Genomic DNA, 15,036 nt, shown 5'->3' with positions numbered 1-15,036 from the left:
CCCTGGACGGATGGCGGAGGTCGAACGCGATCCCGAGCAACTGCTCACGGTCGGCGAGGTGAGCGCGCGAACCGGAGTCGCCGTGTCAGCGCTGCACTACTACGAGCAGCTCGGACTCATCGCGGCCTCGCGCACGTCGGGAAACCAGCGCCGGTTCCGCCGGCACATGATCCGCCGCATCACGCTGATCGCGGTGGCGAAGCGGCTGGGCATCCCGCTCGCCGACGTCCGCCGAGCGCTTGCCGACGTGCCGCTCGACCGACGGCCCACGCAGGAGGACTGGCAGCGGGCCTCGCGCGAGTGGAAGCGGGTGCTCGAACGACGACGGCAGGCGATCGAGCGTCTCGAGCATGAGCTGACCGGCTGCATCGGCTGCGGCTGCCTCTCGATGAACGCATGTCGCCTGCTCAACCCCGACGACGAGCTGGGCCAGGAGGGCGCAGGCGCGCGGCGACTCGACGTCGACGACGCTTCCTGAGGGTCTGCCGCGATCGGCCGCCGATTTGACCTCAAGTGCACCTGAGGTTCTACCGTCGAAGCATGCACAGCCCATCCGTCGATGCCTTCAAGACCGCGTTCCGTCTGCATCCGGCGGGGATCGCGGTGGTGTCGGCTCGCACAGCGGAGGGGCCCGTGGGGCTCACGGCCTCGAGCGTCGCGTCGGTCGGACTGGACCCGCTCGCCCTCGCGTTCTCCGTGACCCGGTCGCGGGGGAGCGCCGGCGGCATCCTCCGCGCCGAGTCGTTCGTCGTGAACCTCGTCACCGCGCGCCACGTTGAGACCGCGCAGGCCTTCGCGGTCACGGGCGCCGACCGCTTCACTCCCGAGCAGGGGTGGTCGACGCTCGAGACGGGCGAGCCCTACCTCCCGTCGGCGCGCTTCGCGCTGCGCTGCCGGCCTCTGCAGGTGACTCCCGTGGGCGCGTCCTCCCTGGTCCTCGCTGAAGTCCTCGACGTGATCGAAGGGGAGGCCGGCGAGCCGGTCGTCTACTTCGATCGCGCCTTCCACGTCCTCAACCCCACCGCGGTCGGCTGACCGCATCCACCCAGAGAGAAGGAAACGATGCCCGCATACGCACTGCCCGATCTTCCCTACGACTACTCCGCGCTCGCGCCGCACATCTCGGCGCGCATCATGGAGCTGCACCACTCGAAGCACCACCAGGCCTACGTCACGGGCGCGAACACGGCGCTCGAGCAGCTCGCCGAGGCGCGCGAGACGAACAGCCTCGCCAACGTGAACAAGCTCGAGAAGGACCTCGCGTTCAACCTCGGCGGTCACATCAACCACAGCGTGTTCTGGCAGAACATGTCGCCGGATGGCGGCGGAGCGCCCGAGGGCGAGCTCGCGGCCGCGCTCGAGGACGCGTTCGGCTCGATCGACGGCTTCCGCGCGCACTTCACCGCGACGGCGCTCGGCGTGCAGGGCTCGGGATGGTCGGTGCTCGCGTGGGACTCGGTCGGCGCGCGTCCCGTGATCTTCCAGCTGTTCGACCAGCAGGGCAACGCGCCCCTCGGCGTCACGCCGCTTCTCCAGCTCGACGTGTGGGAGCACGCGTACTACCTCGACTACCAGAACGTGCGCGCGGACTACGTGAAGGCGTTCTGGGAGGTCGTCAACTGGGCCGACGTGCAGCGCCGCTTCGAGGCCGCGCGCACGGCGACGTCGGGCCTCATCGTCCCGGCGGCGAGCTGAGCCCTCGCGCAGACGGCGCGCGACTCGCGACACGGCTGCGGCGGGCAGCGCTTCTGGCGCTGCTCGCCGTGCCCGTCGCGGTCGGCGCCGTCGCGAGTGTCATCGGGCGCTGAGGCCGCCGAGCGCCTCCGCAGCCGCCGTGATGCGCTCGGCCATCCCCGCGAAGATGAATCCGTGGAAGGGCAGGACGGCAAGCCAGTAGAGGCGTCCGGCGAGACCGCGCGGGAAGAACACCGCTCGCTGCCGGTACCGGGCGCCGGCGCCGTCCGGCTCGACCCCCAGCTCGAGCCACGCGGCACCCGGGACCTTCATCTCCGCCCGCAGCCGCAGGAGACGGCCGTCCTCGATCGCTTCGACACGCCAGAAGTCGATCGCGTCGCCGACGCGAGCCGCGCTGCGGGAGCGCCGCCCGCGGCGCAGTCCGACCCCGCCCGCAGCCCGGTCCATCCAGCCCCGCGCCGCCCAGAGGACGGGTGAGGAGTACCAGCCGTTCTCGCCCCCGATGCCGAGCACGATCTCCCAGACGTCCTCGGCCGAGGCGCGCGTGCAGCGTTCGCGCTCATCGGTGAAGACGGTGCGGCCGGCCCATTCGGGGTCGCTCGGCAGCGGGTCGCTCGGTGCGCCGGAGACCTCGGCGTCCTGCCAGCTCGTCTCGACACGGTCCGCGTCGAGGCGGCCGAGCGCGAGCCGCACCGCCTCGCGATACGGCGTCAGCCCGCCTGCGGGAGGCGGGATGAGGTCGTCGGGCACGCCGTCCTTCACGATGCACTCGTTCTGAAGCGACGCGATGAGCGGGCGCGCGATCGCACGCGGCACCGGAGTGACCAGGTTCACCCAGTGAGACGCGAGGGTCGGCGTGAGCACGGGCAGCGCCGCGATGGCGCGCTGGCGCAGCCCCGCCTCGATCGCGTAGCCGTTCATCATCTGCCCGTATCGGAGCACGTCAGGACCGCCGATGTCGATCGCACGGCTGATCCCGCTGGGAGCCCGTGCGGCTCCGAGCAGATAGTGGAGCACATCGCGGATCGCGATCGGCTGGATGCGGTTCCGCACCCAGCGCGGCGCGGGCATGTACGGGAGGACCTCGGTGAGATGGCGGATCATCTCGAATGATGCCGAGCCGGAGCCGATCACGACGCCCGCCTGCAGCACCAGAGTCGGCACCCCCGAGTTGAGGAGGATCTCGCCGACGGCGACGCGCGAGCGGAGGTGCGGTGAGAGCTCGGCATCGGCGGGATGCAGCCCGCCGAGATAGACGAGGCGACGGACACCGGCCGTGGCCGCCGCCTTCCCGACGGTCTGCGCCGCGAGCTCGTCTGCGCGCTCGAATCCCCGGCCGGCTCCCATGGAGTGGACGAGGTAGAACAGCACATCGGCGTCGTCGCATGCACGCGCGACCGCGCTCGCCTCGGCAGCGGAGCCCTCGACGATCTCCACCTCGTCGCCCCACGGCAGCGATCGTGCACGAGCGGCGTCTCTCACGAGCACGCGCACGCGGTATCCGGCTGCGACGAGCCGCGGCGTCAGTCTGCCGCCGACATAGCCCGTCGCCCCGAGCACGAGCGCGCGGGGTGGTGTGCCGTCAGCTCGCGGAAGCGCGCGCAATGCCGGTTCGTGTCCCGTGGGCGCCGTGAGGTCGATCATCCGCTCAGGCTAGGAGGCCCCGCTCGCCGCCGCCCAGCGCTTGACAGCCGGCGCGACGGCGCGATTCCTTGCGCCGAGATGACGGCTGGTTAGAATACCGGTGTTCTGTGCCGGCTGGCACGGGGGAAGACGTGGCCCTGACTGCGGGTTCGCGACCGGATGGCACGGAGAGCAGCTATGACCGCTGGCGGAGACGACGCCGTGGCCGCGTCTTCGCATGGCGGCGCGCGTCGGAGTCGTCGGGAGGGCCTCCCGGAAGCGGTGCCCGTGCGCCGCGTCGACACGGCCCCCGTGACGCCGCTCATCCTGCCGTCGTACGGGTCCTCTCCGCGCCGCGGCGGTGCCTCGGGCATCGCGGCTCTGCCGTTCGCGGCGCCGGTCACGCCCGTGCGCACCGAGGTCGCCGCGAACGGATCGTCGTTCCGCGCGGGTCAGCTCGTCGCCGCAGGCACGGCGGCTGCGGTGATCGCCGCCGTGGCGACCGCGTTCACTCCGGGAGGCGGCGGCGGGACGCTCCTCGGGTCGGGCTTCACCTTCGCTGAGGCACAGCAGGGGACCTACGCGGGCACCCCCGAGGCGGACGGCGAGGGCGGACTCGCCGTCGAGGTGGTCGAGCCGCCCGCCGATGACCTCGAGCCGCTCGGGATCCTGCCGTCGACGCTTCCTGACGACCTGCGCTCGGATGCGCCCGACGATCGCTCCGGCGGCGGAGGCGACGACAACGGCGGCGGCGATGACCCCCAGGACGAGCGCGACGGCGACGACCGCGAGGGCCAGGACGACCACGGGGACGAGGACCAGGACTCGAGCCCGAGCCCCTTCCCGTGGTGGCCCGACTTCGATTTCGATCTCGACGACCCGTCTCCGACGACGAAGCCGCAGCCGTCGCGCGAGCCGAGCGATCCATCCGACCCCTCGCCGACGCGGGAGCCGTCCGAGCCATCCGAGCCGTCTCCGACCCGGGAGCCCTCGGACCCGTCTCCGACACGCGAGCCATCGGACCCGTCTCCGACACGCGAGCCCTCCGAGCCCTCGCCCACCCGGGAGCCCTCGGAGCCTGCGCCCACACGCGAGCCGTCCGAGCCGTCTGAGCCCTCGCCGACCCGCGAGCCGTCCGAGCCCGCTGAGCCGTCGCCATCCGAGCCGACAGAGCCGACCGAGGAGCCTTCGACGCCGCCCACGAGCGGGCCCTCACAGCCGCCGAGCCCGAGTCTTCCTCCCACGAGTGAGCCCTCTCCGCCGCCCACGAGCGAACCGCCGGCCCCGGCACCCGATCCCCTCCGGTTCGCCGGGCTGAGCGAGAACTACACGCTCAGCCTCTTGGGAATCAAGGTGCTCGGAAGCTACACGCTCTCGGTGGTCGGCGAGCCCGGTTCGACGGCGACCGTCACCTACGGCGGGTCCGCCGCGGGCTCGGTCACGTTCGGCGGCTCCGGTGCCGCGTCGATCACGCTGGGCAGGTCGCTCGTCGACCTCAAGCTGAGCAATCCGCTGATCCGCGTCGCGTACTCGGATGGCACGCCGGGTGCGCCGATCGAAGAGTACCGCGACAGCATCTGACTCCCCGCTCGATAGTCTGCTCGTCCGAGCGTCCGAGAGGGGATGACATGGTCGCCGTGTACGTGGATCCTGTCGATGGCCGCACCTTTGGGCTGGACACGCCGCGCTGGCGCTCCGACGCGGGTCGGCCCCTCATGGTGAGTGCGCAGCGCGGGATCGCCCGCGACGAGATCGAGACGCGCGAGCGCTCGCTCTGGCGGTATCACGCCGCGCTCCCCGTCGACATCGCGCATCCGATCACGCTCGGCGAGGGCTGCACGCCGCTCGTGGAGCGGGAGTGGGGGCGCCATCGTCCGCTCTTCAAGCTCGAGTGGTTCAGCCCGACGGGGAGCTTCAAGGACCGCGGATCGAGCGTCATGCTGTCGTACCTGCGCGAGCGCGGAGTCGAGGCCGTGCTCGAGGACAGCTCCGGGAACGGCGGATCGTCGATCGCGGGGTACGGCGCGGCCGGTGGGATGGGGGTGCGCATCTTCGCGCCGGCCTCGACCTCTCCCGCGAAGATCGCGCAGGTGCGCGCATACGGTGCCGAGGTCGAGCTCGTCGACGGGCCGCGGGAGGCTTCTCAGGAAGCGGCGATCCGCGGATCCGACGAGACGTTCTACGCGAGCCACAACTGGCAGGCCCTCTTCCTCGAGGGGACGAAGACGCTCGCCTACGAGCTCTGGGAGGATCTCGGGTTCCGCGCGCCCGACAACGTCATCGTGCCGGTCGGTGCCGGGAGCAGCCTGCTCGGGTGCTGGCTCGGCTTCCGCGAGCTGCATTCCGCCGGTCAGATCGAGCGGATGCCGCGGCTCTTCGCCGCGCAGCCCATGGGATGCTCTCCGGTCGTCGCCGCGCTCTCGGGAGAGCGGCACGCGCATGCGCCGACGATCGCCGAGGGCACGGCCATCCGATCGCCTCTCCGCCTCGACCAGATGCTGCAGGCGCTCCGCGAGACGGAGGGCGCGGCTCTCGCGATCTCGGAGGAGGGCATCGTCGCCGCCCTGCGCGCGCTGTGCGATCGCGGGCTGTTCGCCGAGCCGACCAGCGCGCTCGCCGCGGCCGCCTTCGACGAGCTCGTCGCGCGCGGGGTGATCGGTGACAGCGAGACGACGGTCGTCATGCTCAGCGGCTCGGGGCTCAAGGCGGCCGAGACGATCCGGTCGCTGCTGTCCTGAGGCGTCCGGTGGCGTCAGGCGGCGTCGGCCTGCTGGCGCGCCTCGAGCACGTCGGGCATGTGCGTCGTCGCCCAGGTCTCCAGCGCGCGCAGCGGCTCGCGCAGGCTGCGTCCGAGGTCGGACAGCTCGTAGACGACGCGCGGCGGCACCTCGGCGTACACGGTCCGCGTCACGAGTCCGTCGCGCTCCAGTGCGCGGAGGGTCTGGGTGAGCATCTTCTGCGAGATGCCCTCGATGCGGCGGGCGACCTCAGAGAAGCGGAGCGGCCCGTCCTCGAGCGTGCCGAGGACGAGCGCGGTCCATCGGTCGCCGATGCGGTCGAGCAGCTGCCGGCTGGGGCAGTCCTTCGCGTAGGGGTTCCACGCGTCCATCACGCCTCACTTACGTCGCGGTGACCAGGGCACGGGAAAGTGCCTGCTTCCCCACAGTAACAGGCTCTCCTAGAGTGACTATTGCGCGGTGATCGCCGCGGACCGACTACAGGAGGACATCCAGATGACACGTATCGCCGTCTTCGGAGGAACCGGCTTCGCCGGAGGGCACATCGTCGAGAACGCCGTGGGGCGCGGACACGAGGTGATCTCGTACAGCCGGTCGGTTCCCGCGACGACGATCGAGGGCGTCGAGTACCGGACGGGGTCGATCGCCGATGCCGACACGGTGAAGCAGGCCGTCGCGGATGCCGACGTGGTGATCAGCGCCGTCGCCCCGCGGGGCGACATGGAGGGCGCGGTCGCGCCTGCCATCGCCCAGCTGGCCGAGGCCGCGCGCGCGGCCGGCACGCGGATCGGCGTGATCGGCGGCGCAGGGTCGCTGCACGTTTCGGAGGGCGGGCCTCGCGTGCTGGACAGCGGATTCCCGGAGGCGTTCAAGGCAGAGGCCCTTGAGATGACGGATGTCCTGGAGGCGCTCAAGGCCTCGCCCGAGGACCTGGACTGGTTCTTCATCAGCCCCGCGGGCGGGTTCGGCGCATTCAACCCCGGCGAGGCGAAGGGCACGTACCGTCTCGGCGGCGACGTGCTTCTCGTGGATGAGGACGGGGAGTCGTTCATCTCTGGGGCCGACCTCGCGCTCGCGATCGTGGATGAGATCGAGGCGCCGAAGCACCACCGCAAGCGCTTCACGGTCGCCTACTGACAGCTGGGGGCGCTGGGGAGAGGCGGGGCGGTCGCGATGGCGGCCGCCCCGCCTCGGCGCAGGAGCGCGACACGCCCGACGCTGACCTCGGTTTGCCCGACCCCACCGATCCGCGTAATGTATTCCCTTGTCGCCGCCAAGCGGTGAGGTTGAGCCGGAAGGTTCCCCGCCCCAGGTCTGCGACAGAAACCACCTCGAAGAAGAGACGCACTCGTGCGTCGACTCGAAGGGGTGGCGGTCGTTCTCTCGAGCGGCTGCGATCGACACGGCGTGTCGGATTCGCATCCTGGTGAGAAAGCGGCTAAGATAGAGAAGTTGCCCCGGAGGGCCACGGCGGGAGTCGTGGGGCTGGGTGCGTCTGATCCTTGAGAACTCAACAGCGTGCACTTGTCAAATGCCAAATTATCCTCGTCCAGCTTCGGCTGGTTGAGAATTCCTTTGGATCAAATTTTATGGTTGTCAGTTTTTGGCATCCTTTTTGGTCATGATTGAACTCGCAGGTGCCTGTCCGTTTTCCCGGGTGGGTGTCTGCTTTCGTTTTTTACGGAGAGTTTGATCCTGGCTCAGGATGAACGCTGGCGGCGTGCTTAACACATGCAAGTCGAACGATGAAGCCCAGCTTGCTGGGTGGATTAGTGGCGAACGGGTGAGTAACACGTGAGCAACCTGCCCCTGACTCTGGGATAACAGCCGGAAACGGTTGCTAATACCGGATATGCATCATGGCCGCATGGTCTGTGGTGGGAAAGATTTTTCGGTTGGGGATGGGCTCGCGGCCTATCAGCTTGTTGGTGAGGTAGTGGCTCACCAAGGCGTCGACGGGTAGCCGGCCTGAGAGGGTGACCGGCCACACTGGGACTGAGACACGGCCCAGACTCCTACGGGAGGCAGCAGTGGGGAATATTGCACAATGGGCGGAAGCCTGATGCAGCAACGCCGCGTGAGGGATGACGGCCTTCGGGTTGTAAACCTCTTTTAGCAGGGAAGAAGCGTAAGTGACGGTACCTGCAGAAAAAGCGCCGGCTAACTACGTGCCAGCAGCCGCGGTAATACGTAGGGCGCAAGCGTTATCCGGAATTATTGGGCGTAAAGAGCTCGTAGGCGGTTTGTCGCGTCTGCTGTGAAAACCCGAGGCTCAACCTCGGGCCTGCAGTGGGTACGGGCAGACTAGAGTGCGGTAGGGGAGATTGGAATTCCTGGTGTAGCGGTGGAATGCGCAGATATCAGGAGGAACACCGATGGCGAAGGCAGATCTCTGGGCCGTTACTGACGCTGAGGAGCGAAAGGGTGGGGAGCAAACAGGCTTAGATACCCTGGTAGTCCACCCCGTAAACGTTGGGAACTAGTTGTGGGGGCCTTTCCACGGTCTCCGTGACGCAGCTAACGCATTAAGTTCCCCGCCTGGGGAGTACGGCCGCAAGGCTAAAACTCAAAGGAATTGACGGGGACCCGCACAAGCGGCGGAGCATGCGGATTAATTCGATGCAACGCGAAGAACCTTACCAAGGCTTGACATACACCGGAAACGTCTGGAAACAGTCGCCCCTTTTTGGTCGGTGTACAGGTGGTGCATGGTTGTCGTCAGCTCGTGTCGTGAGATGTTGGGTTAAGTCCCGCAACGAGCGCAACCCTCGTTCTATGTTGCCAGCACGTTATGGTGGGAACTCATGGGATACTGCCGGGGTCAACTCGGAGGAAGGTGGGGATGACGTCAAATCATCATGCCCCTTATGTCTTGGGCTTCACGCATGCTACAATGGCCGGTACAAAGGGCTGCAATACCGTGAGGTGGAGCGAATCCCAAAAAGCCGGTCCCAGTTCGGATTGAGGTCTGCAACTCGACCTCATGAAGTCGGAGTCGCTAGTAATCGCAGATCAGCAACGCTGCGGTGAATACGTTCCCGGGTCTTGTACACACCGCCCGTCAAGTCATGAAAGTCGGTAACACCTGAAGCCGGTGGCCTAACCCCTTGTGGGAGGGAGCTGTCGAAGGTGGGATCGGTAATTAGGACTAAGTCGTAACAAGGTAGCCGTACCGGAAGGTGCGGCTGGATCACCTCCTTTCTAAGGAGCATCTCGAACCCTTCGGGGTTCGCAGAGGCCCGTTTCGAGGCGAATGTTCTCGACGGGTTGCTCATGGGTGGAACATTTGACAAGGCGTCAGCGCAGCTGAGTCCTTCTAGTACGTCTGGCCTTCGGGTCGGGTGGGAACGGGGGGTTCGGTGAGCGGGGCGCCTGCACGCTGTTGGGTCCTGAGGGACCAGGCGCTTTCGGGTGTCTGTTTCCTTGTGGGCCTCGTCTGAGCCGGCTGTCTGGTCGGGGAGGGGGGGTGCCGCCCGTACTTTGAGAACTACACAGTGGACGCGAGCATCTTAAAGAAGCGAACACAGGATCCTTTCGGGGGTTCTGTGGCTCATGTGATTTCAAGTCTTTAAGAGCAAACGGTGGATGCCTTGGCATCTGGAGCCGAAGAAGGACGTAGCAATCTGCGATAAGCCTTGGGGAGCCGATAAGCGGGCTGTGATCCGAGGATTTCCGAATGGGGAAACCCCGCCAGGCGGCGTGCTGACCTGGTGACTCCCGTCTGAATATATAGGGCGGGTAGAGGGAACGTGGGGAAGTGAAACATCTCAGTACCCACAGGAAGAGAAAACAACAGTGATTCCGTGAGTAGTGGCGAGCGAAAGCGGATGAGGCTAAACCGGATCGTGTGTGATAGCCGGCAGGTGTTGCACGTTCGGGGTTGTGGGACCATTCTGAGACCGCTGCCGCAGGTCTCGGTGGTACAGGTGCGTATAGACGAACGGTTTTGAATGGCCGGCCAGAGCGGGTGGTAGCCCCGTAGTCGACATGCGTTTCCTGCCGCGAGTGGTATCCCAAGTAGCACGGGGCCCGTGAAATCCCGTGTGAATCTGCCAGGACCACCTGGTAAGCCTAAATACTCCCAGATGACCGATAGCGGACAAGTACCGTGAGGGAAAGGTGAAAAGTACCCCGGGAGGGGAGTGAAATAGTACCTGAAACCGTTTGCTTACAAACCGTCGGAGCCTCCTTGTTGGGGTGACGGCGTGCCTTTTGAAGAATGAGCCTGCGAGTTAGTGATACGTGGCGAGGTTAACCCGTGTGGGGCAGCCGTAGCGAAAGCGAGTCTGAATAGGGCGAGTTTAGTCGCGTGTCCTAGACCCGAAGCGAAGTGATCTATCCATGGCCAGGCTGAAGCGACGGTAAGACGTCGTGGAGGGCCGAACCCACTTAGGTTGAAAACTGAGGGGATGAGCTGTGGATAGGGGTGAAAGGCCAATCAAACTTCGTGATAGCTGGTTCTCTCCGAAATGCATTTAGGTGCAGCGTTGCGTGTTTCTTGCCGGAGGTAGAGCTACTGGATGGCCGATGGGCCCTACAAGGTTACTGACGTCAGCCAAACTCCGAATGCCGGTAAGTGAGAGCGCAGCAGTGAGACGGTGGGGGATAAGCTTCATCGTCGAGAGGGAAACAACCCAGACCACCATCTAAGGTCCCTAAGCGCGTGCTAAGTGGGAAAGGATGTGGAGTTGCTCAGACAACCAGGAGGTTGGCTTAGAAGCAGCCACCCTTGAAAGAGTGCGTAATAGCTCACTGGTCAAGTGATTCCGCGCCGACAATGTAACGGGGCTCAAGCACGCCACCGAAGTTGTGGCATTGACATTTTTGGTAGGCCTTCGTGGTCCAGCCGTGTTGATGGGTAGGAGAGCGTCGTGTGGGCGGTGAAGCGGCGGAGTGATCCAGCCGTGGAGGCCACACGAGTGAGAATGCAGGCATGAGTAGCGAAAGACGTGTGAGAAACACGTCCTCCGGAAGACCAAGGGTTCCAGGGTCAAGCTAATCTTCCCTGGGTAAGTCGGGACCTAAGGCGAGGCCGACAGGCGTAGTCGATGGACAACGGGTTGATATTCCCGTACCGGCGAAGAACCGCCCCAATCAATCCAGTGGTGCTAAGCGCCCAAAGCCAGACATCGCCGCCTTCGGGTGGCACCGTCTGGTGGAGCGCGCGACCCCATGCTGGTGCGGTTAGCGTATTAACAGGTGTGACGCAGGAAGGTAGCCCAAGCCAGGCGATGGTTGTCCTGGTCCAAGCATGTAGGCCGAGCCATAGGCAAATCCGTGGCTCATGTGGCTGAGATGTGATGGGGATGAAAAGTGGGTGATCCTATGCTGCCGAGAAAAGCATCGACGCGAGGTTCTAGCCGCCCGTACCCCAAACCGACTCAGGTGGTCAGGTAGAGAATACCGAGGAGATCGAGATAATCGTGGTTAAGGAACTCGGCAAAATGCCCCCGTAACTTCGGGAGAAGGGGGGCCCAGCGCGTATTAGAACTTGCTTCGAAAGCGTGTGTGGGCCGCAGAGACCAGTGGGTAGCGACTGTTTATTAAAAACACAGGTCCGTGCGAAGTCGCAAGACGATGTATACGGACTGACGCCTGCCCGGTGCCGGAAGGTTAAGAGGACCGGTCAGCCGCAAGGCGAAGCTGAGAATTTAAGCCCCGGTAAACGGCGGTGGTAACTATAACCATCCTAAGGTAGCGAAATTCCTTGTCGGGTAAGTTCCGACCTGCACGAATGGCGTAACGACTTCCCAACTGTCTCAACCACGAACTCGGCGAAATTGCATTACGAGTAAAGATGCTCGTTACGCGCAGCAGGACGGAAAGACCCCGTGACCTTTACTACAGCTTGGTATTGGTGTTCGGTGTGGCTTGTGTAGGATAGGTGGGAGACTGTGAAGCAGTGACGCCAGTCATTGTGGAGTCGTTGTTGAAATACCACTCTGGTCACTCTGGATATCTAACTTCGGACCGTGATCCGGTTCAGGGACAGTGCCTGGTGGGTAGTTTAACTGGGGCGGTTGCCTCCCAAAGAGTAACGGAGGCGCCCAAAGGTTCCCTCAACCTGGTTGGCAATCAGGTGGCGAGTGTAAGTGCACAAGGGAGCTTGACTGTGAGACTGACAGGTCGAGCAGGGACGAAAGTCGGGACTAGTGATCCGGCAGTGGCTTGTGGAAGCGCTGTCGCTCAACGGATAAAAGGTACCTCGGGGATAACAGGCTGATCTTGCCCAAGAGTCCATATCGACGGCATGGTTTGGCACCTCGATGTCGGCTCGTCGCATCCTGGGGCTGGAGTAGGTCCCAAGGGTTGGGCTGTTCGCCCATTAAAGCGGTACGCGAGCTGGGTTTAGAACGTCGTGAGACAGTTCGGTCCCTATCCGCTGCGCGCGTAGGAAGTTTGAGAGGATCTGACCCTAGTACGAGAGGACCGGGTTGGACGAACCTCTGGTGTGCCAGTTGTCCTGCCAAGGGCACCGCTGGTTGGCTACGTTCGGGATGGATAACCGCTGAAAGCATCTAAGCGGGAAGCCGGCCTCAAGATGAGACTTCCATCACCTTCGGGTGGAGAGGCTCCCAGCAGACTACTGGGTTGATAGGCCAGACGTGGAAGCCCAGCAATGGGTGCAGCTGACTGGTACTAATAAGCCGATGACTTGATAACACACCGTCTTCTGCGGTGCTCGCGTCCACTTTGTGGTTCCCGATGTACGGGCACCAGAAACTTTCATAGAGAAAGCTTGATGTCGAACACATCACCAGATGTTTCGGCGGTCATAGCGAGAGGGAAACGCCCGGCCACATTCCGAACCCGGAAGCTAAGCCTCTCAGCGCCGATGGTACTGCAAGGGGGACCTTGTGGGAGAGTAGGACACCGCCGGACTTCACGTAGACGAAAGGCCACCCAACGCCGGGTGGCCTTTCGTGCATCACACGGGCATCACCCGAACACCGCCTCGCGGCAGTCAGCCGCGGGGCGGCTCGAAGCTCAGCGGCGACCACTCGCCCGCGTGGGGCAGCTCGGCGTACCGCACGTCGGTCGTCTGCGCGGAGACCGAAGCCACGCACGCCAGCAGAGACTGCGTCGGGTAGCCGTGCGGGCGGTTGTCGCGGATGATCGCGCGGTCGTCCTCCGGGCTGAGCTCGGCGCTCTGCGCGAGCACGGTCAGCCATGGCTCCCACCATCCGCTCGCATCGCCATCCGTCGACGCGGCCTCGAAGGCCGCGTGCCACGCCGCGATGCGCGGCGTGGCCGGGTCGTCCGCATCGGTGTGCGCGATCATGTGCGTGCCGGGGGACAGGCGTTCGCGTCGCAGCTCCTGCCCGTCCCACGAGACGATCGACGCGCCCTCTCCATCGACCTCGACGAGGTTGAAGCCCAGGGTGCGGAGCTCTCCTCGCGGGGTGGCGCCCCTGACCGCGTCGAGCACGATGCCCCCGCGCGAGGCGATCTGAGCGGCGGGGAGATCGGGTTCGCCGGCGCGGTTGAGCAGCACGGCGAGGCGGCCCGGCCGGGCTGCGAGCCATGCGCCGCCTGCGAGGCGATCCTGCACGCCGACGACGTCCGGCAGCCGCGGCCACCACGAGCCGAGGGGGTTCCACGGGCGAGCCGGGTCCTCGTCGCGCACGGCGAGAAGGCGGATGGGCTCGGCGGTGGCGCCGGGCTCGGGAATGCGGATGACGACGGTGCACATAGCGATCCCGTTCAGCCTAGGGCCGTGCGGAGGGGTGCCGGGCGGCCAGACGGATGGGAGAATCGCACTCGATGAACATCGTCGTGGGAGTGTCCGGCGGCATCGCCGCGTACAAGGCCGTGCACCTCGTGCGGCTGCTCGTGAAGGACGGTCACGACGTGCACGTCGTGCCCACCGCTGACGCGCTGCGCTTCGTCGGTCTGCCGACCTGGGAGGCGATCAGCCGCCATCCGGTGACGACATCCGTGCACGAGGACGTCGCGAGCGTGCGCCATGTCGCGCTGGGCCAGGCGGCCGACCTTGTCGTCGTGGCGCCTGCCACCGCGAACACGCTCGCGCGGATGGCCGCCGGCATCGCGGACGACCTCCTCGGCACGACGCTGCTCGCGACGACGGCGCCGGTCGTCGTCGCCCCGGCCATGCACACGGAGATGTGGCGGCATCCCGCCACGGAGGCGAACGTCGACACCCTGCGCCGCCGCGGCGTGCTCTTCGTCGGCCCGGAGTCGGGGCAGCTCACGGGGGACGACGTCGGCCCGGGGCGGATGGCCGAGCCCGAGCGGATCCACGAGGCTCTGCGCGCGATCCTCTCGCGACGCCAGGATGCCGCCGGGCTCCGTATCGCCGTCTCCGCGGGCGGGACGCGCGAGCCCATCGACCCCGTCCGCTTCCTCGGCAACCGCTCGAGCGGTCGCCAGGGCGCGGCCATCGCGATCGCGGCCGCCGATCGCGGGGCTGAGGTGACCGCGGTCCTCGCGCATGTGGACGAATCCGTCCGGAGCGCCCTCGAGGGGCACCCCGGCATCCGGGTGCGCGTCGCCGGCACGGCCGCCGAGCTCGCCGCGGAGATGCGCGAGGTGGCGCCCGGCGTCGATGTCGTGATCATGGCCGCGGCGGTCGCCGACTACCGCGTCGCGTCGGTGTCCGAGAGCAAGCTCACGAAGGAGGCGGCCGGCGGCGCGCCCCCGACGCTCGAGCTCGTCGAGAACGAGGACATCCTCGCGGGGCTGGCCGCCGACCGGAGGCCGGGCCAGACGGTCGTCGGCTTCGCCGCCGAGACGCCCGCGGAGGGGGAGACCCTTCTCGAGCGCGGGGTGCGGAAGCGTCGGCGGAAGGGCGTCGATCTCCTCGCGGTGAACGCGGTCGGATGGTCGGAGGGCTTCGAGCAGGCCGACAACGCGCTCACGATCATCGACGCGCAGGACCAGGTCGCGGCATCCGTCACCGGCTCCAAGCGCGAGGTCGCCGATGGGCTGATCGACGCCATCCTCGCCGTGCGGAGCTGAC

General features: G+C 66.2%; 10 protein-coding genes and 3 rRNA genes. 10 read left to right on the top strand and 3 right to left on the bottom strand.

All coding sequences use genetic code 11. The features are described 5' to 3' along the window. Positions 1-10: 10 nt before the first annotated feature. The 3 genes from soxR to M1D46_RS16525 all read left to right on the top strand — a co-directional run bounded on the left by soxR (position 11) and on the right by M1D46_RS16525 (position 1,695). On the top strand, positions 11-478 hold the full coding sequence (gene soxR, locus M1D46_RS16535) for a redox-sensitive transcriptional activator SoxR (protein WP_271174296.1): 468 nt from the start codon (positions 11-13) through the stop codon (positions 476-478). Positions 479-540: 62 nt separating this feature from the next. Further along, positions 541-1,035, top strand: a complete 495-nt coding sequence (locus M1D46_RS16530) for a flavin reductase family protein (RefSeq protein ID WP_421076052.1) — start codon at positions 541-543, stop codon at positions 1,033-1,035. A 27-nt stretch (positions 1,036-1,062) separates the two neighbouring features. Continuing rightward, positions 1,063-1,695 (top strand): superoxide dismutase, encoded by a 633-nt coding sequence (locus M1D46_RS16525; protein WP_271174294.1) that lies wholly within the window; start codon positions 1,063-1,065, stop codon positions 1,693-1,695. A gap of 99 nt (positions 1,696-1,794) precedes the next feature. On the opposite strand, the gene M1D46_RS16520 is transcribed toward M1D46_RS16525, so the two are convergent. Further along, positions 1,795-3,339 carry an SDR family oxidoreductase gene (locus tag M1D46_RS16520; protein WP_456286133.1) on the bottom strand — a complete coding sequence of 515 codons (1,545 nt, stop codon included), beginning with the start codon at positions 3,337-3,339 and terminating at the stop codon, positions 1,795-1,797. Between the two features lie 267 nt (positions 3,340-3,606). Between M1D46_RS16520 and M1D46_RS16515 the strand changes: the two genes are divergently transcribed. Together M1D46_RS16515 and M1D46_RS16510 are read left to right on the top strand one after the other, a co-directional pair. Continuing rightward, positions 3,607-4,899: a hypothetical protein gene (locus M1D46_RS16515; RefSeq protein WP_456286132.1), complete on the top strand. Its 1,293-nt coding sequence runs from the start codon at positions 3,607-3,609 to the stop codon at positions 4,897-4,899. 47 nt (positions 4,900-4,946) lie between these two features. Further along, complete coding sequence (locus M1D46_RS16510) at positions 4,947-6,056, top strand: threonine synthase (RefSeq protein ID WP_456286131.1); 1,110 nt, start codon at positions 4,947-4,949, stop codon at positions 6,054-6,056. A gap of 14 nt (positions 6,057-6,070) precedes the next feature. Here M1D46_RS16510 and M1D46_RS16505 read toward each other — a convergent pair whose 3' ends face one another. Beyond that, entirely contained in the window at positions 6,071-6,427 is a 357-nt protein-coding gene (locus M1D46_RS16505; RefSeq protein WP_271174290.1) for a winged helix-turn-helix transcriptional regulator, read from the bottom strand. Between the two features lie 124 nt (positions 6,428-6,551). On the opposite strand from M1D46_RS16505, the gene M1D46_RS16500 reads away from it, so the two are divergent. The 4 genes from M1D46_RS16500 to rrf all read left to right on the top strand — a co-directional run bounded on the left by M1D46_RS16500 (position 6,552) and on the right by rrf (position 12,938). Next, a complete protein-coding gene (locus M1D46_RS16500) occupies positions 6,552-7,193 on the top strand; it encodes an NAD(P)-dependent oxidoreductase (protein WP_271174289.1) in 642 nt (213 codons plus the stop codon). Between the two features lie 540 nt (positions 7,194-7,733). Beyond that, positions 7,734-9,257, top strand: a 16S ribosomal RNA gene (locus tag M1D46_RS16495). 357 nt (positions 9,258-9,614) lie between these two features. Further along, positions 9,615-12,719 (top strand): 23S ribosomal RNA (locus M1D46_RS16490). A 102-nt stretch (positions 12,720-12,821) separates the two neighbouring features. Beyond that, positions 12,822-12,938: ribosomal RNA gene (rrf, locus tag M1D46_RS16485) — 5S ribosomal RNA — on the top strand. The 16S, 23S and 5S rRNA genes sit together here, the layout of an rRNA operon. Before the next feature lie 82 nt (positions 12,939-13,020). On the opposite strand, the gene M1D46_RS16480 is transcribed toward rrf, so the two are convergent. Beyond that, positions 13,021-13,749 carry an NRDE family protein gene (locus M1D46_RS16480; RefSeq protein ID WP_456286130.1) on the bottom strand — a complete coding sequence of 243 codons (729 nt, stop codon included), beginning with the start codon at positions 13,747-13,749 and terminating at the stop codon, positions 13,021-13,023. A gap of 71 nt (positions 13,750-13,820) precedes the next feature. Between M1D46_RS16480 and coaBC the strand changes: the two genes are divergently transcribed. After that, positions 13,821-15,035, top strand: a complete 1,215-nt coding sequence (gene coaBC, locus M1D46_RS16475) for a bifunctional phosphopantothenoylcysteine decarboxylase/phosphopantothenate--cysteine ligase CoaBC (RefSeq protein WP_456286129.1) — start codon at positions 13,821-13,823, stop codon at positions 15,033-15,035. The last annotated feature ends 1 nt before the right edge of the window (position 15,036 follow it).

The sequence above is a fragment of the Microbacterium sp. JZ70 genome (assembly GCF_053903225.1).
Note: the sequence above shows the minus strand (reverse complement) of the source record. Positions and strands in the feature narration are given on the sequence as shown.

Bases quoted from the DNA above. Each gene is read 5' to 3' on its own strand.
- M1D46_RS16500 (WP_271174289.1), top strand. From the start codon at position 6,552: ATGACACGTATCGCCGTCTTCGGAGGAACCGGCTTCGCCGGAGGGCAC.
- soxR (WP_271174296.1), top strand. From the start codon at position 11: ATGGCGGAGGTCGAACGCGATCCCGAGCAACTGCTCACGGTCGGCGAG.
- M1D46_RS16525 (WP_271174294.1), top strand. From the start codon at position 1,063: ATGCCCGCATACGCACTGCCCGATCTTCCCTACGACTACTCCGCGCTC.
- M1D46_RS16520 (WP_456286133.1), bottom strand. From the start codon at position 3,339: ATGATCGACCTCACGGCGCCCACGGGACACGAACCGGCATTGCGCGCG.
- coaBC (WP_456286129.1), top strand. From the start codon at position 13,821: ATGAACATCGTCGTGGGAGTGTCCGGCGGCATCGCCGCGTACAAGGCC.
- M1D46_RS16510 (WP_456286131.1), top strand. From the start codon at position 4,947: ATGGTCGCCGTGTACGTGGATCCTGTCGATGGCCGCACCTTTGGGCTG.
- M1D46_RS16505 (WP_271174290.1), bottom strand. From the start codon at position 6,427: ATGGACGCGTGGAACCCCTACGCGAAGGACTGCCCCAGCCGGCAGCTG.
- M1D46_RS16480 (WP_456286130.1), bottom strand. From the start codon at position 13,749: ATGTGCACCGTCGTCATCCGCATTCCCGAGCCCGGCGCCACCGCCGAG.
- M1D46_RS16530 (WP_421076052.1), top strand. From the start codon at position 541: ATGCACAGCCCATCCGTCGATGCCTTCAAGACCGCGTTCCGTCTGCAT.